The sequence below is a fragment of the Bradyrhizobium sp. JR3.5 genome (assembly GCF_054057015.1).
The window spans coordinates 1,424,051-1,447,465 of the sequence record NZ_JBSRYV010000001.1 but is presented as its reverse complement, the minus strand read 5'-3'; the positions used below and the strand labels follow the sequence as shown (position 1 = coordinate 1,447,465).

Genomic DNA, 23,415 nt, shown 5'->3' with positions numbered 1-23,415 from the left:
TCTCGAGATTCCGGGTTCTCGCTTCGCGAGCCCCGGAATGACAATTTCAGGCGAACTCCAGGATCAGTGCATCGACCGCGAGCGTGGCACCGGCGGCGGCGTGGATCTTCTTGACCGTGCCGTCGCGCTCGGCGCGCAGCACGTTCTGCATCTTCATGGCTTCCACCACCGCGAGCGTCTCGCCGGCCTTGACCTCCTGGCCCTCGGTCACCGCGATCGACACCACGAGCCCGGGCATCGGACACAGCAACTTCTTGCCGGTGTCGGCCGCCGAGGTCACCGGCATCAGCCGCGCCGAGGTCGCCTCGGTCTCGGTGAAGACATAGACCGGCACCTCATAGCCTTGATGCGCGAGGCGGAAGCCGTTGTTGATCGCCCGCACCTGCACGGCGACAAAATTGCCGTCGATGGTGCCCTGCCACACCGGCTCGCCCGGCGCCCAGCTCGACACCAGATTGTGCGGATTGCCCGGCAGCCCATCGGCGCCGATAAAGCGCACCGCGATGGCGTCATCCTCGCGCGCGACGTCGAGCGCGATTTCGGCGCGATCGAGCCACACCGCGCGACGGCGCTCACGCTGGACCACGCGGCCGCCCATCTGGCCGGAAATCTGCCGCTTGCGCTCGCCCAGCACGTGATCGATCGCGGCACCGACTGCCGCGAGCCGCCGCGCGATCTCGCCCTCGGGGGCGCGCGCGGAGAATCCCTTCGGGAATTCTTCCGCGATGAAGCCGGTCGAGAGCCGGCCCTCGCGCCAGCGCGGATGGTTCATCAGCGCCGACAGGAACGGAATGTTGTGCCTGATGCCGTCGACATAGAACGCGTCGAGCGCGGTCGCCTGCGCCTCGATCGCGGCGGCGCGCGACGGGGCATGGGTAACGAGCTTGGCGATCATCGGATCGTAGTGGATCGAGATCTCGCCGCCCTCCTGCACGCCGGTGTCGTTGCGGATCGTGATGCCGTCATGGCTGGCCTCGGCCGGCGGACGGTATTTCACCAGCCGGCCGATCGAGGGCAGGAAGTTGCGGAACGGATCCTCGGCATAGACGCGGGACTCGACCGCCCAACCGGTCAGCGTGACGTCCTTCTGCGCGAGTGCAAGCTTCTCGCCGGCGGCGACGCGGATCATCTGCTCGACGAGGTCGATGCCGGTGATCAGCTCGGTGACGGGATGCTCAACCTGCAGACGGGTGTTCATCTCCAGGAAGTAGAAGCTCTTGTCCTGGCCGGCGACGAATTCCACGGTGCCGGCAGAATCGTAATTCACCGCCTTGGCCAGCGCGACTGCTTGCTCGCCCATCTTGCGGCGGGTCTGCTCGTCGAGCAGCGGCGACGGCGCTTCCTCGATGACCTTCTGATTGCGGCGCTGGATCGAGCACTCGCGCTCGCCGAGATAGATCACGTTGCCATGCTTGTCGCCGAGGATCTGGATCTCGATGTGCCTGGGATCGACGATGAATTTCTCGATGAAGACGCGGTCGTCGCCGAACGACGACTTCGCCTCGGCCTTGGCGAGGTTGAAGCCTTCGGCAACCTCCGACTTCGAATGGGCGATGCGCATGCCCTTGCCGCCGCCGCCGGCGGAGGCCTTGATCATCACGGGGTAGCCGATCTCCGTCGGCGATCTGGACGGCGTGCTTGTCGTCCTCGATGACGCCGAGATGGCCGGGCACGGTCGAGACCTTGGCCTTGGCCGCGGCCTTCTTGGATTCGATCTTGTCGCCCATCGCGGCGATGGCGCCGGGGTTCGGGCCGATGAAGACGATGCCGGCGGCTTCCAGCGCGCGCGGAAAGGCCTCGCGCTCGGACAGGAAGCCGTAGCCGGGATGCACGGCCTGCGCGCCGGTCTTGCGGCAGGCGTCGACGATCTTGTCGATCAGAAGATAGCTCTCGGCCGCGGCCGGCGGGCCGACCAACACGGCGTCGTCGGCCATCTCGACATGCAGCGCGTCGCGGTCGGCCTCGGAGTAGACGGCAACCGTCTCAATCCCCATACGGCGCGCAGTCTTGATGACCCGGCAGGCGATCTCGCCGCGGTTGGCGATCAGGATTCGTTTGAACATGCTCTTCTTGCTTGGGCTTTGGGCAGGATTCCTCCCCGCGCAATCCGGCACGGGCGATTGGCGTAACCACTCCGTGGTACAGCAAAATGCCCCGGAGGCAAATGCAGACCGGGCGCGGCGCCTGGCCGGTCCTTGGCCGGTTCTTGGCGGTAGCCGGAGGGGTATTTCAGCCCGAATAAGTCTTGAAGCGGCCGCGCGAATGCGCTTTCGCGACGGCCTTCATCAGCTCGCTGACCTCATTCTCCAGGAATTCATTGGCCACGATCAGCGCCCGGATGGTCGCGCGCAAATTGCCGCCGCACGCGGAAATGGCCTGATCGACAGCCGCTTCCAGCCCGTCATCGTCATCAGATTCGGGCCGTGCAGACATCATGGGGCATCCGGGATTCAGGTGGCACATCATGTTCCTATTTTGTTCTCATGAAGTCAATCGGATCTTTGCTCGGAAGCCGTCTGCCGAGGCGCATCTAGCTTCCGCCGCCGGCGCGCGAGACATTGCAGGGTCCAGATGTCGGTGATGACATCCCCGCAATGAGGTTGATGATGAACTCGGCCATATCAGCATCCCTTCGACAGCAATGTCCGGCCGTTCTACGTCGCGGAATGCCGATCAGGATGTGACGGCGCGCACGCATCGCGTGCGAACAGTCCTTGGTTGGATCGTACCTGCCTGTGCTAGAAGTTCGGCTGCCCGCCAAAGATCTGAAGTGAGAAAATGCGGTTTCGGAATCCGGTCATCAAGACGCTTCTCCTGACATGCCTGTCCGCGAGCCCTGTCCTGTCTGCGACGGCTGCCCTGTCTGCGACCGGTGGCCCCGCCGCCACGGCGATCGTCAAGGACGCCGCCACAATTCAGCTCGGCAACACGGTCTATCGGCTCGACGGCATCGACGCGCCGGCGGCCGACCAGCTCTGCATCGACGAGCACGCCGACGTCTGGACCTGCGGGATTGAAGCGCGCGACCAGTTGACCAGACTGATCGGCGGCAAACCAATTCATTGCGACGACATCGGCGTCGATCCGACCTTCAAGAAGCGCCGCCTCGGCGTCTGCAAGCTCGAGGGCGACCCGACCAGCCTCAGCCAGGTGATGGTTCAGAAGGGCTACGCCCTCAACGTCGAGACATCGGCCACTGGCCGATTCAAGCCGGATCAAGCCACCGCCACGGACAGTCGTGCGGGGCTGTGGAAGGGCTGCTTCGTGGCGCCGCGCGATTTTCGTCTCGGCAAGAAGGACGGCGCCCTGCTCGGCAACGCCTGCCCGGCCGACCGCGACACGCAGATCCGCAATGCGCTCTTCCCTGACGACCTGCCGATGCCGGCAAGCTGCAACATCAAGGGCAAGTATGCCGTACGCGCCCGCGTCACCGGCAATGTCGGCATCTATCACCTGCAGGCGTGCCGCAGTTACCCCGGCCTCGGCAATCCGGATCGCTGGTTCTGCTCCGAGGAGGATGCGCAGGCCGCCGGGTTCCGCAGGGCCTATAACTGCCGCCCGCCCAAAGGCAAATGAAGGGCAAGTGACAGGCAAGTGATCGCCGCAAATCACGCTGGAAAAGCCGCCTCGTCCTGTGTGAAACTGCGCCGAGAGGTTGCCGGCGCGTATGACACCACCCGATCCCGCTGATGTGCTTCCCGAAGCTGCGGCAGCCGAACGGCTGCGGCAGCACCTTGAGGAGATCGCGCGCGAACGCGACCGCGCCCATCGCGAGCTCCAGGAGCGCGAGGCCGAGCTGGCACGGATCCAGCGCATCGCGCGGGTCGGCGGGCTCGAGATCGATTTCCGCGACGGCGTGCGCAACCGCCGCTCTCCCGAATATCTGCTGGTGCACGGCCTGCCGCCCGAGGAGGTCAACGAGACCTATGAGAACTGGATCGCGCGCATCCACCCCGATGATCGCGAACGAACCATCAAGCACCTGTTCGGCGTGCTCAAGGCCGGCGGCGAGGATTACGCCGCCGAATACCGCATCATCCGCCCGAACGACGGCGAGAGCCGCTGGATCCGTGTCGTCGCCAAGATCGACCGCGACCGCAGCGGCCGTGCGCTGCGGCTGGTCGGCGCCGATCTCGACGTCACCGATCAGATGCTGGCGCAGGAAACCCTGCGCGAGAGCGAGGAACGCTTCCGCCTGATCGCCGACAGCGCGCCGGTGCCGATCTGGGTGACCAAGCTCGACCGCACCCGCTCCTTCGCCAACCAGGCCTATCTGGATTTCCTCGGCCTGCCGTTCGAGGAAGCCGTCGTGTTCGACTGGCGCAAGGCGCTGCATCCGGATGATTTGCCGAACATCCTGCAGGAGCAGATCACCGGCGAATTGTCGCTCAAGCCGTTCGTGCTCGAGGCACGCTATCGGAACGCGGCGGGCGATTGGCGCTGGCTGCGCTCGGAATCGCAACCGCGCTGGGACCCGAACGGCAAGCATATCGGTTTCATCGGCGTCGCCCACGACATCACCGCGGCCAAGGAAGCCGAGATCGAACTGCGCAAGCTCAACGAGTCGCTGGAGCGGCGCATCCTGGAGCGCACCGCACAGCTCGAATCCCGCGAAGCGCAGACCCGCGCGATCCTGGAAACCAGCCATCAATATCAGATGCTGCTCAACCGGGATGGCGACCTGCTCTACACCAACCAGACCGCGCTGGCCGGCATCCGCGCCGAGGCCACCAACGTCGTCGGCAAACCGTTCTGGGACACGCCATGGTTCACTGCTACCGACGGCATGCCGCGCGTGATCCAGAATGCCTTTGCGACCGCGATGCGCGGCGAGGAGGTCAAGATCGAGCTGCAATTGCAGCTGCCGATCGGCGAGCGCTATTTCGATTTCGCGATGCGCCCGTTGCAGGACCAGCACGGCACGATCGTCGGCGCGGTGCCGGAGGCCGTCGACATCACCGAGCGGCGCCGCGGCGAGGAAGCCCTGCGGCAGTCGCAAAAGATGGAAGCGGTCGGCCAGCTCACCGGCGGTGTCGCGCACGACTTCAACAATCTGCTCACCATCATCCGCTCGGCGACCGATTTCCTGCGCCGCCGCGAGCTGCCGGACGAGCGGCGACGCCGCTACATCGATGCGATCTCGGAGACCGTGGAGCGGGCCTCCAAGCTCACCGCGCAGCTCCTGGCATTTGCGCGCAGGCAACCGCTCAATCCCGAAGTGTTCAATGTCGGGACGCAGGTCGATAGCGTGGTGCAGCTGATCCGTCCGCTGGTCGGCGCGCGGATTCACATCGAGGTCAGGATCGACGATCCCGACTGCTTTGCGATCGCCGATATCGGCCAGTTCGAGACCGCGATGATCAACCTTGCGGTCAATGGCCGCGATGCCATGAACGGCGAAGGCCAGCTGACGATCGGCGTGAGGAAGGTCAAGCACATCCCTGCCCTGCGCGCCCAGGCCTCGCGCAGCGGTGATTTCGTGACGGTCTCGATCCAGGATACCGGTACCGGCATCTCGCCGGAAAATCTCGATGCGATCTTCGAACCGTTCTTCACGACCAAGGAGGTCGGCAAGGGAACGGGCCTCGGGCTGAGCCAGGCGTTCGGTTTCGTCAAGCAATCCGACGGCGACATCGAGGTGACCAGCACGCCCGGGCACGGCGCAACCTTCACGATCTATCTGCCGCAGGCGATGCGCCCGGCGGACGCCAAGGTCGCGGCCAGCGCTGGCATCGAGCAGGCCTCGATCGGCCGCGGCTATCGCGTCCTCGTGGTCGAGGACAATGACGATGTCGGCCAGTTCTCCACCGAGCTGCTCGAGGATCTCGGCTATTCGGTGAAGCGCGCGGCGAACGCCAACGCAGCGCTGTCGATCCTCTCCGAGAACGAGTTTGCCGCCGACCTCGTGTTCTCCGACGTGATCATGCCCGGCATGAATGGCGTCGAGCTCGCCGGCCTGATCCGCGATCGCTTTCCCGGCCTGCCGGTGGTCCTGACCAGCGGCTACAGCAACGTGCTCGCCGAGAATGCGCATAGCGGCTTCGAGCTGATCCAGAAACCCTATTCGGTCGAGGCGCTGTCGCGCACGCTCCGCAAGGCGATCGCCGAGCAGCGGGCGACCGCCTCAAAACCCTGATCCCGCCGCCGGCCGCGCGCTACTCGATCACCACATGCGCGACGCCGAGCTGAAGGATGCCGAGCGCGCGCGCCGCCGTGGTCGAGACATCGATGATCCGTCCGCGAACGAACGGTCCGCGGTCGTTGACCCGGCACCGGATCGATTTCCCGTGGTAGGACACGGTGACCATGCTGCCGAATGGCCGCCTGCGATGCGCGCAGGTCATCTCGGCACCCCTGCCGATGCCATGATAATAGGACGCAAGGCCACTCTCTGCGTTCGCCATGCATGAGGTAAACAGCAGCATGGCCGCGGACGTTACTGCGGTCTTCATTGATTGCCTGCCGGTCGAGCCCCGCAATGGAACGCGGTTCCACCGTTTCGGTTCCGCGCCCGACACGTCGGCAGGTCGATTTTTTGGAACTTTTCAGCGAGAGCCGCTCAGGCGGCGTCCTCGACGCTATCGGCCGCGAGCAGTGTCCGGAGATCCTGCGCCGGAACCGGCTTGCTGAACAGATAGCCCTGCATCTGCGTGCAGCCGAGCATCTGCACCGTGTCGCGCTGCTGATCGGTCTCGACGCCCTCGGCGGTCGTGATCATGTTGCGGTCGGCGGCGATCGAGACCACCGCGCGAATGATCGAGGCCGAGCTGCTGTTGCGGGTCACTTCCTTGACGAAGCTGCGGTCGATCTTGATCTTGTCGAACGGGAAGCGCTGCAGATATTGCAGCGACGAGTAGCCGGTGCCGAAATCGTCGAGCGCGATGTGGACACCGAGAGCGCGCAGCTGGCCGAGCGTGACAAGCGCCGCATCGTCGTCGGCGATCAGCACCGCCTCGGTGATCTCGAGTTCGAGCCTGCGCGGGTCGAGCCCGCTCTCGGCGAGTGCGCTCGCTACCTTCAGCGCCAGCGTCTCCGACTTGAACTGGATCGGCGAGACGTTGACTGCCAGGCGCACATGCGCCGGCCAGGCCGCCGCCTCGATGCAGGCGGTGCGCAACACCCACTGCCCGATCTCCTCGATCAGCCCGGTCTCCTCGGCGACCGGTACGAACTCCGCCGGGGAGATCATGCCGCGCACCGGATGGCGCCAGCGCAGCAAGGCCTCGCAGCCGGTCACCTCGTCGCTGCGCAGGTCGACCAGCGGCTGATAGTGCAGCTCGAAGCGGTCCTCCGCCAACGCACTTCGCAGATCGGCCTCCAGCGCGCGGCGCAGGTTGGCCTGCTTCTCCATCGCCGGATCGAAGAAGCGGTAGGTCCTGCGGCCGGCGGCCTTGGCCGCGTACATGGCGAGGTCGGCGCATTTGAGCAGGCCGAACAGGTCGGAGCCGTGTCGCGGGGCGATCGCAATGCCGATGCTGGCGTCGCTCGACAGCCAATGACCGTGGCAGTCGAACGGCGTGCGCAGAGACTGATAGACACGCGCAACCAGATCGCTGACGTCGTCGTCCGACATGATGTCATGCTGGACGATCGCGAACTCGTCGCCACCGAGGCCGTGCGATGAAGTCGTTCGACCCGACCGACTGGCGCAGCTTCTCGGCCACGCGCCGGAGGAATTCATCGCCGATCGGATGACCCAGCGTGTCATTGATCCGCTTGAACTCGTCGATATCGATGTAATGGATCGCGAATTCGCGGACGGTAGCCTCGCGCAACAATTCTTCCGCGTGACGCTGGAACAGCGTCCGGTTCGGCAGATTGGTCAGGGCATCGTAGTGCGCGAGATACTCGATCTGCGCCTGCGCACGCCGCCCGTCGGTGACGTCCTCGAGCGTGGTAGCCCAGCCGCCGTCAGGTGCGCGTTTGTAGATCAGGCGGATGCTGCGGCCGTCGGGCGTCATGATCACCGAATCCCGGATTTCGTCCCCCCTGGGATTGGTGAACCGCGCACAGTATTCGTCGACATCGCCGACGAATGAACCGAGCGCCTGGCGATGCAGGATCAGATCCCGCAGATGGCAGCCGGGCCTGGCGATATCGGGCGACAGGCCGAACATGTCGATGTATCGCTGGTTGCAGATCACGAGCCGCGCCGAGGCGTCGAACAGCAGGAGCCCCTGCGTCATGGTGTTGATCGCGGTGTCGAGATGCTGGCTCTTCTCGGACAGCCGGCGCTGCGCCGCATCGTGCTGCCGCTGCATCTGGCGGACGATCAGGAAGACCGCGAAGCTGATGATCAGTACCGCCAACACGGCCGCGCAGAATTGCAGCTTGGTCTGGGCGCGCCAGTCTTCCAGCGCGCTCGAGGTCTTCGTGGTGGCGAGGATCAGGATTGGAAAATGCGACAGCGATTTGACCGCACCGACATTCTCCTCGCCAGAAGCGCCAACGAACCGTCCCGACGTGTTGCCGCCGAAGCTGATGACCTTTTGGAACACCGGCTGGTCGATGATGTTGCGGCCGACCACGCCGGCATCCTGCGGATAACGCGCGATGATCGTTCCGTCGCGATGGATCATCGAAATCACGGTGTCGCCGTCCAGCGCCAGCGAGGCCACGAAATCCTCGAAATGGCTGGGCTCGACGCCGCGGCTCGCAAAGCCGATGATCTCGCCATTGCGCCCGGTGATCTTGCGGGCAAAGATCGTGGTCCAGTTGCCGGTCACCTTGCTCATGGCGGGCTCGACGATCACCGGCGACGTCGGTCGTCCCGAGGTGAACTCCTGGAAATAGCGCCGTTCGGCAATGCTGACGTCGGGCACCGGCCACATCTCGGACGAGTTGATCAGCCATCCCTTGGCATTGAATAGATTGAGCCCGCCGACATGCGGCAACGCGGCCAGCCGCGTGCGCAGCATCTCGTGCGCGCTCAAAAGCGACATGTTCTTTTCGAACTGATCGGCGGTCTCAACCTGCTCCGACCGCAGGTAGTTCACGATGTCGTCGTGGACATGCTGGAGGTCGCTGAGCTGCTGATCGAAATGCCGCGACAGCAGCAGCGCGGTGTTGTTGAGCTCGCGTTCGGACATCTCCAGCGCGCGCTCGCGAAACTGCAGCGCGAGATAGCCGGTGCCAAGCGTGATGGCGAGCACCAGCAGCGCGGCGCTCAGGACGAGCCACTGAATGGCACCCATCCTGGTGGCGCGCAGCACACCCTTGATCGACAGCCGCCGGTGCTCCGGCTTCACGCTGTTCGTTGAGATAACCGACATTTTCCTGCCCCTGCGAGTGCCCTTGTACGGGAGCACAACCCAAGGGCTCGTTAGGAAAATCAGTTATCGGACTGTTAAGGCGGATGAGTAGCCGAGCGCGATCAGCGCGGGAATCCTCGGGACGCGACCGTATCAGGCGACCCCGGTCGTCTCCTTCAGGCTGCACTCGATCAACGCGCCCTCAATGCTGAATTTCGAGAATGGAGAGAACGGCGTCGCGGCCTTGAGCGCGGCGAAGAATTGCGAGTCGCCCGGACTCTTGAGGAGAAAACGGATGTGGCTGGCCGCCAGCGCATCACGCGACAGCCAGACGACGCCGGAGAACAGCGCCACGAGCATCTGCGCGTAATCGCTGACATCGGCGAGGCCGAGATCGTAGATCGGAGACACATTGATGAAACGCGCGCTGAGAGCCGGCGACGTATATCGGCTCATCAGGAGCCGCCTGACCTGGCAGACGGCGTGGACCCGTTCGCCGTCGGTCAGGTGATACAGCCCCTGACCGTCACCTTCCTTGGCGGTCAGCGCTTCAAAGGCACCGATGCCGCCAAAGGTGGCAAAATCCTCTCCGACGCCTTCAGCGTCCTTCTTCCATTGTGCCTTGATATGACGCCAGGATCGCTCAGGATCCTTGATTGGCAAAAGCCGCATGGTTAGGGGGCTGTTAGCACGGAGGGGAGTCGTCGCTGGGATAATATGTCGCAGGCATTAAGCCTTTGCTTACAGCGGTAGCCGGCTGCGCCGACATGACGACTGCCCGGCGACGTCTTGGCGTCGGTATGCGCGACCGCCCCGAGCTCACGATCTGCAGCACGCCGAAGCCTCGGGCGGCGCGGCCTGGGGCTGTGGCGCACAACAGGCGCTGTGCTGCCCGTCCAGCTTCTCGTGCGCGACGCGCGCGGTCCGCTCGCCGCTGCCGTCGCCATAGACGATGCTTTCACCCGTCGTATGGAAGGTCTCCCACGCAATCCCCGCAGGATCGTCGATCCACGACTTCTCGGAATTGGCATAGCAGCACACCGTCTGTCCCTGCTCGATCACCTCGCCGCCCGCCTTGCGCAGCCGGCCATCGACCTCGCCGAGCTCCTCGGCGCTCTCCACCTGAATGCCGAGATGATCGAGCCCTGGCTCCCGGCCGCGGGTCGAGATCGCGAAATTGACGCGGGGATCGTCGAGCATCCATTTGGCATAGTCGGATTTCACGACCGTCGGTTCGGCGCCGAACAACGCCGAGTAGAATCCGACCGATTGGTGGATGTCCTTGACGGCGACGTGAACATGCATGCGCTTCATGGGGGCAATCCTTTCGGGCGGCGACGCTGGATGGATATTCCAGCCCAAGCATGCTCAGATATCAACAGCGTTACAACAGGGGTCCTGCTGCGGAATGGATGCACTCACGCTGTTCGGTTTGTTCGCCGTGACGATGATGCTCGTCTGCTACGCAGCCGAGGATCGCAGCCCGTGGTTCATCCTGGCTTTCGCGGTCTCCTGCGCGCTCGGCTCGGCCTACGGCTTCCTGCAGGGCGCCTGGCCGTTCGGACTGGTCGAAGCGATCTGGGCTGTCGTCGCAGCGCGCCGCTGGCTGATGCGCCGAACCGCTGAGAGCGTGTAACGTTATAGTATCCGCGGCAATTCTGTCGCGGCGTCGAACTTGAATGCGCGCGGTCGCGGCGCTAATTAGGGGCCATGGACGCTTCGCGCACCATGATTCAGAATTCCGCTCATGCAACAGGATCGCGCCGCTGGCGCAGCCTGCTTGCGGGGCTGATTTCGCTTGCGCTGGTGCTGTCGTTCTTCCACGGCTGGGCCTTCGACGGCGATGACGATGCAGTTCCCCCTCCGGTTTCTTGATCGCACAGTCGATCAACGACACCGGCGGCAAGGCTCCCGCGCATCCGGCCTCACTGCATGGCGATCACTGCCTGACCCACGTCGCCTCCGTGACGCCGCAGGAGACGGCATTCCCGATCGCCTATGCGCCGCATAGCTATGGCGACGGCAGCATCGGGCTGCCGGCTTCGGCCGATCGTCTCTCCCCCTTCAAACCACCCCGCGCCTGATCCGGTAGGCATGACCGGCCGTGCGCCGCTGCCATCCGGTAGCGCGCACGCTTCCGCACAGATCGATGTCGCGACAGCGCAGGGCCATCGGCATGCGCTGCGGAGAGGCGCATATGAAACGGGTTGTTCTATTTTTCGCCGGCGTGGCTGCCGGCATTGCACTGATCATTCTGGCGGCCGGATGGATCGGCTGGCCGGTCAAGTTCCCGGCCACGATGCATGAGACTGCGACCGCAGATCCACCGAGGGCCGAGGCCAGGCATGAGGCCCCCGGACATATCGAGCTCAGCGAAGACCAGATTCGTGAATCTGGCATCACGCTCGCACCGGCCAGCGGCGGCATGCTGAAGCGACATTTCCTCGCGCCGGGATCGCTGATTCCTGACGCCGATCATATTGGCCGCGTCTCGGTCCGCGTGCTCGCGACAGTCACGGAACTGCGCAAGCGTCTCGGCGACGTGGTCGAGAAGGGCGAGATTGTCGCTGCGATCGAAAGCCGTGAGGTTGCCGACGCCAAGAGCGAATACCTCGCCGCGCGGCTCACCAACGATCTGCAGCAAACCCTCTATGCCAGGCAGAAGACGCTGGTCGAAACCCGGATCGTCTCGGAAAACGAGTTCCTGCGCACGCGGCTGACCGCGAATGACGCCCAGATCAAGCTCGACGGCGCGCGGCAGAAGCTGTTTGCGCTCGGCCTGTCGGAAAGCGAGATCGCCGATCTGCCCAGCCAGCCGCCCGAAAGCCTGCGGACGCAGTTCCTTCGCGCGCCGATCAGCGGCCGGGTGTCCGAACGGCGCGTCGACCTCGGCGGACTGATCGGGCGCGAGGGCCAGGAAAGCGAGCTCTACGTCATCGTCAATCTCGACGACATCTGGGTCGATCTGGCGGTCTCGCCGGAGGACATCAGCGCAGTTCGCGAAGGCGTGTCGGTCAAGATCCGTGCCATCGGCACCGAGGATGAAGCCAGTGCCGGCGTGATCTTCGTCAGCCCCCTGCTCGACCGCGAGACCCGCAATGCCCGCGTGATCGCGACCCTGCCCAACAAGGATCACCGCTGGAAACCGGGCACCTTCGTGACCGCGGAGGTCCCGCTGTCTGGCGCGCCGTCCACCGTGATGGTCACCAAGAAGGCCATCCAAACCATCAAGGGCACGCCGACCGTATTCGTGCGTGATGCCGACGGCTTCGAGGCGAGGTCGGTGCGAACCGGCCGTGAGGACGACGACGACATCGAAATCGTCGCGGGTCTTACCGCCGGCGAGACCATCGCGGTGCAGAACACCTTCACATTGAAGGCCGAGATCGAGAAGGACGAAGCGGAGCACGGCCATGATTGAGCGCATCATCGGTCTTGCGATCCAGCGGCGCTGGGTGGTCGTCACATTAGCGGCGATCCTGATGTTCCTCGGCGGCCTCGCATTGACCAAGCTGCCGATCGACGCAGTGCCCGACATCACCAACAAGCAGGTCCAGATCAACACCGTCGCCCCGGCGCTGTCGCCGGCGGAAATCGAGAAGCAGATCACCTTCCCGATCGAGACGGCGCTGGCGGGCGCGCCAGGGCTGGAGAGCACGCGGTCGCTCTCGCGTAACGGCTTCTCGCAGATCACGGCGGTGTTCAGCGAAGCCACCGATATCTATTTCGCCCGCCAGCAGGTCGGCGAACGCCTGACCGAAGTTCGCGCGCGCCTGCCGCAAGGCATCGAGCCGCGCATTGGCCCGACCACGACCGGTCTTGGCGAAATCTACATGTGGACCGTCCATTACTCCGGCCAGAAGGTGCAGAGCGACGGCGCGCCGGGCCTGCAGAGGGACGGCCGCTTCCTCACGGCGGACGGCCAGGTGCTGCAAAGCGAGGTCGAAAAGGACGCCTATCTGCGCACGGTGCAGGACTGGATCATCAAGCCGCAGATCAAGATGGTGCCGGGTGTTGCCGGCGTCGATTCGATCGGCGGCTATCTCAAGCAGTACCAGGTCCAACCCGATGCAGCGAAGCTGATCGCGCTCGGTCTCACCTTTGCCGACGTCGCCAAGGCGATCGAGAGCAATAATGTCAGCCGCGGTGCGCGCTATATCGAGCGCAACGGCGAAGGATTCGTGGTGCGGTCCGGCGGTCGCCTCGAAAACATCGAGGAGCTCGGTGCCGTCGTCGTCACCACCCGCGGCGGCGTCCCGGTCCGGATCCGCGACCTCGCCTCGCTCTCGATCGGCGGCGAGACGCGCACCGGCAGCGCCAGCGAGAACGGCCGCGAGGTCGTGGTCGGCACGGCGCTGATGCTGATCGGCGCCAACAGCCGCACCGTGTCAGCCGCGGTCGATGCCAAGCTGCGCGCGATCACGCCATCCTTGCCGGCGGGCGTCGCAGTCGAGACGGTGCTCGATCGCACCCAGCTGGTCGATGCGACGATCGGCACCGTGGCGCGGAATCTCAGCGAAGGCGCGCTGCTGGTGATCGCGGTGCTGTTCGTGCTGCTCGGTAATTTCCGAGCCGCGCTGATCACGGCGCTGGTGATCCCGATCGCGATGCTGATGACGGCCATCGGCATGTGGCAGGGACGCATCAGCGCCAATCTGATGAGCCTCGGCGCGCTGGATTTCGGCCTGATCGTCGACGGCGCCGTCATCATCACCGAGAACAGCCTGCGTCATCTCGCCGAGAAGCAGCATGCGCTCGGCCGCGTGCTGACCCGCGACGAACGGCTGGCGACGGTACGGGCCTCCGCCGTGGAAATGGTGCAGCCGAGCCTTTACGGCCAGGCCATCATCCTGCTGGTCTACGTGCCGCTCCTCACCTTCACCGGCGTCGAAGGCAAGATGTTCGAGCCGATGGCGCTGACCGTGATCCTCGCGCTTGCGGCGGCCTTCGTGCTGTCGCTGACGCTGGTTCCGGCGCTGATCGCGATCAGTATCACCGGCCGCGTGCAGGAGAAGGAGAACTGGCTCGTTGCCGCATTGAAGCGCGGGTACAGCCCGCTGCTCCGGCGCGCGGTTGCAACGCCCCTGCGCGTCATCGCCGTGGCGGTCGTGTTGTTCGCGACCGCGCTGTTCGGGTTCTTCCGGATCGGCCAGGAGTTCATCCCCTCGCTCGACGAGAAGAACATCGCCATGCACGCGCTCAGAATTCCGAGCACGGCGCTGTCGCAGTCGCAGGCGATGCAGCTTTCGGTCGAGAAGGCCGTCAGCCGCTTTCCCCAGGTGTCGTTCGTCTTCTCCAAGACCGGCACCGCGGAGGTAGCGAGCGACCCGATGCCGCCGAACGCGTCCGACACCTTCATCCCCCCCCATCATCCCCCCCCATGAAGCCGCGCGCCCAGTGGCCGGATCCATCGCTGACCAAGGAGCAGTTGATCGAGGAGATCTCGAAGGCGGTCGGCCGGCTGCCCGGCAACGTCTATGAATTCACCCAGCCGATCCAGATGCGCTTCAACGAACTGCTCGCCGGCGTTCGCGGCGATATCGCGGTCAAGGTGTTCGGTGACGAGTTCGAGCCGATGCAGAAGGCCGCCAACCAGATCGCCGCAGCGCTGCGCGGCGTGCGCGGCGCGACCGACGTCAAGGTCGAACAGGCCGGCGGCCTGCCCGTGCTCGAGATCAAGGTCGACAAGGCGGCGATCGCCCGGCGGGGCCTGAGCGTCTCGGAGGTCCAGGACGTGATCGGTGCCGCGGTCGGCGGCCAGGATGCCGGCGTCGTCTACGAGGGCGATCGCAGCTTCGACATCGTGGTGCGCTTGCCGGAGAGCGTCCGCTCCGATCTCGAGGCGTTGAGTAATTTGCCGGTCGCCTTGCCGAAGGCAACGCCGAGTTCGCCCGTGCAGAGCCTGCCGCTCAACCGCGTCGCGCAGTTCTCCTTCACCGAGGGGCCGAACCAGATCAGCCGCGAGAACGGCAAGCGCCGCATCGTGGTGACGGCAAACGTCCGCGGCCGCGATCTCGGCTCGGTGGTCGAGGAAGCTCAGGCAAAGGTCACGCAATCGGTGCAGCTGCCGCCCGGCTACTGGATGACCTGGGGCGGCCAATCGGAAAATCTCGCCGCGGCGCGCCAGCGCCTTGCCGTCGTGGTGCCGGCCTGCTTTGCGATGATCTTCCTGTTGCTGCTGGCGGCGATGGGATCAGTGCGCGATGCGCTGCTGGTGTTCAGCGCGGTGCCGCTGGCGCTCACCGGCGGCGTCGCGGCGCTGTGGCTGCGCGGCATGCCGTTCTCGATCTCGGCGGCGGTCGGCTTCATCGCGCTGTCGGGCGTTGCGGTGCTGAACGGGCTTGTGATGCTGAGCTTCGTCAGGCAATTGCGCGAGCGCGGCGTGCCGATGCGGGAGGCCATCGAGCAAGGCGCCCTCACCCGGTTCCGCCCCGTGGTGATGACCGCGCTGGTGGCCTCGCTCGGTTTCGTGCCGATGGCGTTCGCCACCGGCACCGGCGCCGAGGTGCAGAAGCCGCTCGCGACCGTCGTGATCGGCGGCCTGATCAGCGCGACGCTGCTCACGCTTGCCGTCCTGCCCGCGCTCTATGCACGGTACGGGCATGCCCGCAGCGCTGCGCGCAATGAGAGAACCGCGGTTCAGCCCGCGGAATGACGGCCTGCTGACCGGCCGTCGCCAAGAAAAATCCGGCAGTTACAGCGCCCGGCAGGCGCTGTAACATTTCTGTCATGTGGCAAAACTAAACGAAAGCTGCGGCGGGCTGCCGCGGGGCTTCATCAGGGGGAATAACAAAATGCGCCATGCCATTACACTACTGTCCGCGAGCATGATCGCGCTTTCAGCCGGCGCCGCTTCCGCGCAGAATGCAAGACCCCGCAACCTCATCCTGTTCGTCCCCGACGGCCTGCGCGGCGGCATCGTAAACGCGGAGACGGCGCCGACGATGACCGACATCCGCGACAAGGGCGTCCACTTCAAGAATTCGCACTCGCTGTTCCCGACCTTCACGATGGCGAACAGCTCGGCGCTGTCGACCGGCCACTATCTCGGCGACACCGGCACCTTCTCCAACACGATCTATACCGGCTACACCTCGGTCCCTGCCGGCGACACCGTGGTCCCCTTCATCGAGAACGACGCCGTGCTCGCCGATATCGACGATCACTTCAATGGCGACTACCTCAACGAGGAAACGCTGCTGAAGATGGCCCGCGGCCAGGGTTTTAGCACCGCGGCCATCGGCAAGGTCGGCCCGACCCTGCTGTTCGACCACACCGATCGCGGCAAGAACACGATCGTGGTCGATGACTCCACCGGCGGCAAGACCGGCGTGCCGCTCTCCGACGAGATGAAGGACGCGCTGACCAAGGCGGGCCTGCCGCTCGCCACCCCGAGCCGCGGCGACAACGCCAAGGCCGGTGACGCCAAGACGGCAGGCACCACGGTGGCCAACGTCCCACAGCAGGCCTACATGGCCGATGTTGCGACCAAGGTCGTGCTGCCGATGTTCAAGGCGCGCAACAAGCCTTTCGTGCTGGTGTTCTGGTCGCGCGATCCGGACGGCAGCCAGCACAACACCGGCGACAGCCTCAACACCATCACGCCCGGCATCAACGGCCCGACCTCGATGGCCGGCATCAAGAATGCCGACAACAACCTCGCCCAGCTCCGCAAGGCGCTCGACGAGCTCGGGCTTTCCGCCAACACCAACATCATGGTCTCCTCCGACCACGGCTTCTCGACGATCTCGAAGGAGAGCAAGACCAGCCCCTCGGCCAAGATCGCCTATGACGACACGCCGAAGGATTTCCTGCCGATGGGCTTTCTGGCGATCGATCTCGCCAAGGCGCTGAACCTGCCGCTGTTCGACCCCAACGACAAGAACGCCAAGGTCGCCGACAACGCCCATCCGAAGGCCGGCAACGGCGTGCTCGGCCAGGACCCGACCAAGCCGGATGTCGTGATCGCGACCAATGGCGGCTCGGACCTGATCTATCTGCCGAACCGCGACAAGAAGCTCGCCGACCGCGTGATCAAGGCGCTGCTCGAGCAGGACTATGTCAGCGGCCTGTTCGTCGACGACAAGCTTGGCACCTTCCCCGGCACGCTGCCGATGTCGAACCTCAATTTGAAGGGCAAGGCGGTGACGCCGAACCCGTCGATCGTGGTCAACTTCCGCTCCTGGTCGAGCGGCTGCGAGATCCCGACCAACTGCTCGGTGCAGGTCGCCGACACCGTGCTGCGCCAGGGCCAGGGCATGCATGGCAGCTTCAGCCGCGGCGACACCTTCAACTTCACCGCCGCGATCGGCCCCGACTTCAAGACGGGCTATGTCGATCCGCTGCCGGTCAGCAACGCCGATGTCGGCATGACCGCGGCCCAGCTGCTCGGCCTGCGCGCGCCGAACAATGGCGGCTTGATCGGCCGGGTGATGTCGGAGGCGCTGCCGAACGGCATCGTGCCGAAGATGGCCGAGGGCACCATCATGTCGAAGAAGCCTTCGGCCAACGGCCTGCGCACCGTGCTGAAATTCCAGCGCGTGCTCTCGACCCGCTACTTCGACGTCGCCGGGTTCCCGGGGCGGACGCTCGGGCTCGAGGAGACCGGCGGCAAACAGAAAACGGCGGGGAAGTGATCCCCGCCGCTCTCGCCTGAAGCCATTGGTTCGGGATGATTACATCATCCCGATGTCGAACACGTTGGGCAGTTGCGCCGCGAGCGGCAGCGCGGTCGCGCCGACCAGCGTCGCTACCATCGCCGCGAGCGCGCGACCGGTGCGGCGCTGACCGCGCATCCGGCCCGCGATCCATTCCAGAACCTTGGTGTCCATCTTGGTGCCCTGCGTCGGCGCCCAGCGATCGATGTTCGTATCCGGCGACAGCGCCACCGTCCGCGGCGGCACCGGCAGGCCGGACTCGGACGCGGCATGATGGGCGATCGCCTTGGCGAGCAGATCGTCGAACCGGCCGCCATCGCTGCGCTCGGCAGCAGCCTCGTTGATCGCGAACAGCGCCTCGATCTCGGCCCGGCTGACCGGCTGATGCTCGACCGCGGCCGCCGTCAGGATGCGCGCGCACCAGGCAGCGTCATCGGCATCGAGTGACCGGGAGAAATGGATACGGCCCTTGGTGGTGGGGCCTTCGCCGGTGATCACGCCATCGCGCACGATGGTCAGCGCATGGGCGGCGGTCTTGCGGCAGGATGGATGCAAAGCACCGCTGAGAGCCTCAGCGGTCTTGGTACTTGGGGTAGACATTGTGGGAGCTTTCAATTCCTATCTGAGGCCAGCTTTTCCATGCGGGCGTAAACGAGTGGTTAATGATTCGGAACTTGGGTTCCGAGATTTTTAGATGGTTGCTATTTGGTCGATTTAAACGCTGTCACGGTTCAGTCCTATAGCAGCCGGTGCCGGCGTGATGACGGCGATAAGCGGCTTTATCTGGGCATTTCCAAGCTTTTGTGCCGCAGCTGATATTTCGTCGCAGGAGTACAGATCAAAACAAGTTGCTTGGAATTCCACCCTCAAGGAGAAATGTCTCACCTTTTTTCAGAACCCGTTCACTTAAGCCTTTCTGCGTCCTATACTGGAACAGACCACCTCAAATACAAATTTAGATGCAACTTCAAAGAGATGAGGTAAAATCATGGCACTTCAGATTGGCGCCGTCGCCCCCGACTTCGAAGCCGAGACCACCGAAGGGAAGATCAAGTTCCACGACTGGATCGGCAATAGCTGGGTGCTTTTGTTCTCCCATCCCAAGGACTTCACCCCGGTCTGCACCACCGAGCTCGGCGCGCTCGCCCGCCTGAAGCCCGAATTCGACAAGCGCGGTGTCAAGCTGATGGGCCTGTCGGTCGATCCAGTCGATCGTCACGCCAAATGGTCCGAGGACATCAAGGAAACCCAGGGCGCGGCGCCGAACTATCCGATGATCGGCGACACCGATTTCAACGTCTCGAAGCTCTACGACATGCTGCCGGCCTCGACCTCGGGCGATCCCCTCACCCGCACGCCGGCGGACAATCAGACGGTCCGCAACGTCTTCATCATCGGGCCCGACAAGAAGATCAAGCTGGTGCTGGTCTACCCGATGACCACGGGGCGGAACTTCCAGGAGATCCTGCGCGTCATCGACTCGCTGCAACTCACCGCCACGCACCGCGTCGCCACCCCTGCCGACTGGAAGCAGGGCGAGGACGTGATCATCGCGGGCTCGGTCAGCAATGACGAAGCCAAGACGATCTATCCGCAGGGCTGGAAAGAACCCAAGCCCTACATCCGCATCGTGCCGCAGCCGAAGTAACGGCCGGCACGCAGCGTCCGGGTGGCCCGCGCACAGCCTGTTATCGTCTGGTTCCGCGACGATCTGCGGCTGTCGGATCACCCGGCCCAGCATGAAGCGGCCAGCCGCGGCGCGCCCGTGGTTGGCCTTTTTATCCGCGACGACGAAAGCCGTGCCTTGAAACCTCCAGCCGCCCGCTCCCTCGGGGGCGCGACGCGCTGGTGGCTGGCGCAGTCGCTGCGCGCACTTCGCAGGAATCTTGAGGCCATCGGCGGAACGCTGGTGCTGCGGACGGGACCGGCCGCTTCCGTAATCGCCACGCTGGCGCGCGACATCCATGCGGACGCCGTGTTCTGGAACGACATCGCGCAGGCGCCGCATCAAGCAATTGCCCGAGACGTTGCATCCGCGCTCGCAAGCGACGGTATCTCTTCGCAGATTTTCCCTGGTGACCTGCTCGTCGACCCCAAGTTCATCCGCAACAAGGACAATCGAGGCCTGCGCGTGTTCACGCCGTTCTGGCGGCGTGTGCAGGGGCTTGGCGATCCGCAAAAGCCGTTGCCGGCACCGAGGAAGCTCACCTCCATCGGCGACATCACGAGCGAGGCCGTCGACGACTGGAATCTCGAACCGACCCGGCCGGATTGGGCCGGCGGCCTGCGCGAGATCTGGACTCCGGGCGAAGCCGCGGCACAGGCCAGGCTGAAGGCATTCCTCGACGAGAATATCCGCGGCTATGCCGGCGATCGCGACCGGCCCGACCGCGACGGCACCTCGCGCCTGTCCCCGCATCTGCGCTTCGGCGAGATCAGCCCGCGCCAGGTCTGGCATGCGGCCCGCTTCGCCGCCGCCGAGCACCCGCGCCTCGCCGGCGATATCGACAAGTTCCTCAGCGAGCTCGGCTGGCGCGAGTTCTGCCGCCATCTGCTGTTCGATGTCCCCGACCTGGCCGTACGGAACTTGCAGGAGCACTTCGACGCCTTTCCGTGGAAGTGCGACGCGCGCGCATTGAAGGCCTGGCAGCGCGGTCTGACCGGCTATCCGATCGTCGATGCCGGCATGCGCGAGCTCTGGCACACCGGCGTGATGCACAACCGGGTGCGGATGGTGGTCGCCTCGTTCCTGGTGAAGCACCTGCTGATCGACTGGCGCGCAGGCGAACAATGGTTCTGGGACACTTTGGTCGACGCCGATGCCGGCTCCAATCCGGCGAACTGGCAATGGGTCGCCGGCTCCGGCGCCGATGCCGCGCCCTATTTCCGCGTCTTCAATCCGATCCTGCAGGGCGAGAAGTTCGATCCGGACGGTGCTTATGTCCGGCGCTGGGTGCCGGAGCTGGCGCAGCTCCCCAACGACCTGATCCATCAGCCCTGGACCGCAACACCGATCGAGCTCGCAAGCGCCGGCGTCGAACTCGGCAAGACCTATCCGCCGCCGATTGTCGATCACAAGCAGGCCCGCGAGCGCGCGCTTGCGGCTTATGCAAAAATCCGCAGCAGGGATTAGAGCAAGGATTAAGCGCGGCGGTTGACCACCAGCACCGCGGCGGCGCAGGCGGCCATGCCGGCGATCGATACCGGATCGAGCCGCTCGCCGAACAGGATGTAGGCCATCAACGCGGTTACCGCCGGCACCAGATAGAACAGGCTCGCGACCGAGGTCGCGGCATGGTGACGGATCAGCCAATACAGCAGCCCGATCGAGCCGATCGACAGCGCGAACACCAGCCAGGCGATCGCCAGCACGAACTCGCTGGTCCAATGCACGACGTTGGTCTCGAACAGCCAGGCGCCGATGCCGAAAAAGATCGTCACCGCGACGTACTGCACGAGATTGCCGGCGCGCCAGTCGATCTGGTTGCAGTAGCGGCGCTGGTAGAGCGTGCCAAGCGTGATGCTGATCAGCGAGACGCCCGAGGCAAGCCAGCCCCACCCCGCATCGCCCGTCATCGGCCGGTTGTGCAGGATCAGCACGACGCCAGCGAGACCGAGCAGCAGTCCGCCCCATTGCAGCGGCGTGACGCGCTCGCCGAGCCAGCGGTTGGCGATGGTCGAGGTCAGGATCGGCTGCAGGCCCGGGATCAACGCCGACAGGCCCGCGGGAATCGAATGCGCGATCGCAATCGCGGTGCCGCCGAGATAGAAGCCGTGCACCAGGATGCCGGCCACCGCACTGTGGAAAACGCCTGTCCGGTCGGGCCATTTCGGCCGTGCGACCGCGGCGATGACCGTCATCACCATCACCACGAACGCCATCCTGATCGCCAGATAAGTCAGCGGCTCCGCATTGTTGATGACGTATTTGGTGCCGATGAATCCCGTGCTCCACAGCACGACAAAAATCGCCGGCGCCAGGCGAGCGGCAGTTTCCTCGAAGCCCTTGTTCATTGCAGGCCGTCATTGCCCGAAGATCAGGCAGCGGGCAATCGCGAATTTCCATGGCGTTGCTGGGTGCCACCCGAAGAACGGTGTCATCACCCGCGCATGCGGGAACTATCGCTGAAGGGCCTCAGGGTGAGTGAAGGGCGGCCGTATGCCACCCTCGTCATCGTCGGTCACGACCGCTATTGCTGCTCGGCCGGACTATCGTGCCCGATCCAACGCTGTTCGGCACCGCCTTCGTGCCGATCACGTTCGATACTTTCCGCTACTGGAAGGCCAGCTCGAACGAGCATCTGCAGCGGTTGAACGATCGGGTCATGGAGATCCACCGCATTCAGCAGGAGTTCGGCTATTGCGCCATCCCTGACGACGACGATGACGATCCCTCCCCGCCCTACCGGACGGCTCTTCTCCAGCGGTCGAAGGAACTGGGCGTGATACCGACGACGTGACGGCACGCGGAGACAGCGCACGTCAGATCGTCATCTGAGGTGATACTTCCTGCCGTTCGTGTTCGGGTCGGTATTGTCGCTTGTCGAGAACATCAAGGCCGGCCCGAAATAGCCCCAGCGATCCCGGTAAAGTCCGAATCGGCCGGCGCCCTTGTCGATGATCTCTTGCTGGGTGCTATTCGCCGGGCCGAGAAGCCTGTCATCTTCATACAGCCGGGCAGTCTTGATCTCGCCATCCACGTATTTGACGGGCACGAAAAACGCGTGCCCCTGATAAAAGTGAAAGGTGCCGCGCAGCAGTTGCCGGTCGATCGGGCTCGCCGGAACCAGATAAAGCAATGCAGTCGACGCCAGCGCAAAAAGCGTCGATCCGATCACGATGCGCGTATTGGCGGATACGCCAAGCGGCGCTTCGGCGGACCCGCACAGGTCCTGGCCTATCTCGGCCGCTACACCCATCGCGTCGCGATCGCCAACAGCCGGCTCGTCGCACTCGACGACGATCATGTCGCCTTCTCATGGAAGGACTATCGCCAAAACAGCGCGACAAAGATCATGAATCTCAAGCCCGATGAGTTCATTCGCCGTTTCCTGCTTCATACGCTGCCTGACGGCTTCCACCGCATCCGCCACTTCGGCTTCATGGCCAACCGCCATCGCGCTGCCAAGCTCGCCCTTTGCCGCGAACTTCTCGATCATGAGCGAACAGCCCCAAACGATGGCCAGCCGTCGCCTGTGGATTCGGAGGCTCAAACCTGGGCCGAGGTTCCTGCCTGTCCCGATTGTGGTGGCGTCATGCGCATCATTGAGCGCTTTCGACATAGCTTCAGACGCCCCAGCCCTCGAACATCACCGTTCCGATGCGACACATCGTGAGCCAAGTCATGTCGTGCACGACGATCATCATTCGTCATTTCGCTCCCAGCGTCTCGATCATCGCGGACGATGTCGAATCCGTGCTGTCACACTGCGCGACAACAACCGTCCGATGCAGCAAAAGGCCTATCGCGATCTCAGGCGAAGCGCGTCTGATCTCAACTCTTCCAG

At 64.5% G+C, this 23,415-nt stretch carries 16 protein-coding genes and 5 pseudogenes; 12 read left to right on the top strand and 9 right to left on the bottom strand.

The window, feature by feature from the left end; translation table 11 throughout:
* Positions 1-46 precede the first annotated feature (46 nt).
* A pseudogene (locus ACVWW1_RS07220) lies at positions 47-2,063 on the bottom strand (acetyl-CoA carboxylase biotin carboxylase subunit).
* Between the two features lie 166 nt (positions 2,064-2,229).
* Positions 2,230-2,436, bottom strand: a complete 207-nt coding sequence (locus tag ACVWW1_RS07215; protein WP_016840474.1) for a hypothetical protein — start codon at positions 2,434-2,436, stop codon at positions 2,230-2,232.
* A 342-nt stretch (positions 2,437-2,778) separates the two neighbouring features.
* Here ACVWW1_RS07215 and ACVWW1_RS07210 point away from each other — a divergent pair, with 342 nt between their 5' ends.
* Both ACVWW1_RS07210 and ACVWW1_RS07205 read left to right on the top strand, forming a co-directional pair.
* The gene (locus ACVWW1_RS07210; RefSeq protein ID WP_456655332.1) at positions 2,779-3,576 is read left to right on the top strand and encodes a thermonuclease family protein; all 798 of its coding nucleotides are present in this window, start codon (positions 2,779-2,781) and stop codon (positions 3,574-3,576) included.
* Positions 3,577-3,667: 91 nt separating this feature from the next.
* A complete protein-coding gene (locus tag ACVWW1_RS07205; RefSeq protein ID WP_456655331.1) occupies positions 3,668-6,136 on the top strand; it encodes a PAS domain-containing protein in 2,469 nt (822 codons plus the stop codon).
* Between the two features lie 19 nt (positions 6,137-6,155).
* Here the strand turns inward: ACVWW1_RS07205 and ACVWW1_RS07200 are convergent, their stop codons facing one another.
* The 4 genes and pseudogenes from ACVWW1_RS07200 to ACVWW1_RS07185 form a co-directional block, all read right to left on the bottom strand.
* The gene (locus ACVWW1_RS07200) at positions 6,156-6,452 is read right to left on the bottom strand and encodes a septal ring lytic transglycosylase RlpA family protein (protein ID WP_224924462.1); all 297 of its coding nucleotides are present in this window, start codon (positions 6,450-6,452) and stop codon (positions 6,156-6,158) included.
* Positions 6,453-6,559: 107 nt separating this feature from the next.
* A pseudogene (locus tag ACVWW1_RS07195) lies at positions 6,560-9,272 on the bottom strand (bifunctional diguanylate cyclase/phosphodiesterase).
* A 132-nt stretch (positions 9,273-9,404) separates the two neighbouring features.
* Positions 9,405-9,923, bottom strand: a complete 519-nt coding sequence (locus ACVWW1_RS07190; RefSeq protein ID WP_456655330.1) for a hypothetical protein — start codon at positions 9,921-9,923, stop codon at positions 9,405-9,407.
* 147 nt (positions 9,924-10,070) lie between these two features.
* A complete protein-coding gene (locus ACVWW1_RS07185) occupies positions 10,071-10,565 on the bottom strand; it encodes an ArsI/CadI family heavy metal resistance metalloenzyme (RefSeq protein ID WP_456655329.1) in 495 nt (164 codons plus the stop codon).
* A 94-nt stretch (positions 10,566-10,659) separates the two neighbouring features.
* Between ACVWW1_RS07185 and ACVWW1_RS07180 the strand changes: the two genes are divergently transcribed.
* The 6 genes and pseudogenes from ACVWW1_RS07180 (at position 10,660) to ACVWW1_RS07155 (ending at position 17,887) form a co-directional block, all read left to right on the top strand.
* On the top strand, positions 10,660-10,887 hold the full coding sequence (locus ACVWW1_RS07180) for a hypothetical protein (RefSeq protein ID WP_097675156.1): 228 nt from the start codon (positions 10,660-10,662) through the stop codon (positions 10,885-10,887).
* A 74-nt stretch (positions 10,888-10,961) separates the two neighbouring features.
* The gene (locus ACVWW1_RS07175; protein ID WP_456655328.1) at positions 10,962-11,126 is read left to right on the top strand and encodes a hypothetical protein; all 165 of its coding nucleotides are present in this window, start codon (positions 10,962-10,964) and stop codon (positions 11,124-11,126) included.
* A complete protein-coding gene (locus tag ACVWW1_RS07170) occupies positions 11,123-11,335 on the top strand; it encodes a hypothetical protein (RefSeq protein ID WP_456655327.1) in 213 nt (70 codons plus the stop codon). The genes ACVWW1_RS07175 and ACVWW1_RS07170 overlap by 4 nt, the downstream gene beginning before the upstream one ends.
* Before the next feature lie 113 nt (positions 11,336-11,448).
* Complete coding sequence (locus tag ACVWW1_RS07165) at positions 11,449-12,672, top strand: efflux RND transporter periplasmic adaptor subunit (protein WP_456655326.1); 1,224 nt, start codon at positions 11,449-11,451, stop codon at positions 12,670-12,672.
* Positions 12,665-15,906, top strand: a pseudogene (locus ACVWW1_RS07160) (efflux RND transporter permease subunit). The gene ACVWW1_RS07165 and the pseudogene ACVWW1_RS07160 overlap by 8 nt, the downstream one beginning before the upstream one ends.
* 139 nt (positions 15,907-16,045) lie before the next feature.
* Positions 16,046-17,887 carry an alkaline phosphatase family protein gene (locus ACVWW1_RS07155; RefSeq protein ID WP_207830169.1) on the top strand — a complete coding sequence of 614 codons (1,842 nt, stop codon included), beginning with the start codon at positions 16,046-16,048 and terminating at the stop codon, positions 17,885-17,887.
* A 39-nt stretch (positions 17,888-17,926) separates the two neighbouring features.
* Here the strand turns inward: ACVWW1_RS07155 and ACVWW1_RS07150 are convergent, their stop codons facing one another.
* On the bottom strand, positions 17,927-18,508 hold the full coding sequence (locus ACVWW1_RS07150; protein WP_092114902.1) for a hypothetical protein: 582 nt from the start codon (positions 18,506-18,508) through the stop codon (positions 17,927-17,929).
* A gap of 388 nt (positions 18,509-18,896) precedes the next feature.
* Here ACVWW1_RS07150 and ACVWW1_RS07145 point away from each other — a divergent pair, with 388 nt between their 5' ends.
* Together ACVWW1_RS07145 and ACVWW1_RS07140 are read left to right on the top strand one after the other, a co-directional pair.
* Positions 18,897-19,556 carry a peroxiredoxin gene (locus ACVWW1_RS07145; protein WP_176530709.1) on the top strand — a complete coding sequence of 220 codons (660 nt, stop codon included), beginning with the start codon at positions 18,897-18,899 and terminating at the stop codon, positions 19,554-19,556.
* Positions 19,557-19,577: 21 nt separating this feature from the next.
* The gene (locus ACVWW1_RS07140; protein ID WP_456655325.1) at positions 19,578-21,041 is read left to right on the top strand and encodes a cryptochrome/photolyase family protein; all 1,464 of its coding nucleotides are present in this window, start codon (positions 19,578-19,580) and stop codon (positions 21,039-21,041) included.
* A gap of 8 nt (positions 21,042-21,049) precedes the next feature.
* Here the strand turns inward: ACVWW1_RS07140 and ACVWW1_RS07135 are convergent, their stop codons facing one another.
* Entirely contained in the window at positions 21,050-21,922 is an 873-nt protein-coding gene (locus ACVWW1_RS07135; protein ID WP_456655324.1) for a DMT family transporter, read from the bottom strand.
* 102 nt (positions 21,923-22,024) lie between these two features.
* Here ACVWW1_RS07135 and ACVWW1_RS07130 point away from each other — a divergent pair.
* Positions 22,025-22,368 (top strand): annotated as a pseudogene (locus tag ACVWW1_RS07130) (YkgJ family cysteine cluster protein); the annotation flags it as partial.
* A gap of 30 nt (positions 22,369-22,398) precedes the next feature.
* On the opposite strand, the gene ACVWW1_RS07125 reads toward ACVWW1_RS07130, so the two are convergent.
* Complete coding sequence (locus ACVWW1_RS07125) at positions 22,399-22,875, bottom strand: hypothetical protein (RefSeq protein WP_456656703.1); 477 nt, start codon at positions 22,873-22,875, stop codon at positions 22,399-22,401.
* On the opposite strand from ACVWW1_RS07125, the pseudogene ACVWW1_RS07120 reads away from it, so the two are divergent.
* A pseudogene (locus ACVWW1_RS07120) lies at positions 22,765-23,244 on the top strand (IS91 family transposase); the annotation flags it as partial. The gene ACVWW1_RS07125 and the pseudogene ACVWW1_RS07120 overlap by 111 nt on opposite strands.
* Positions 23,245-23,415: the final 171 nt, after the last annotated feature.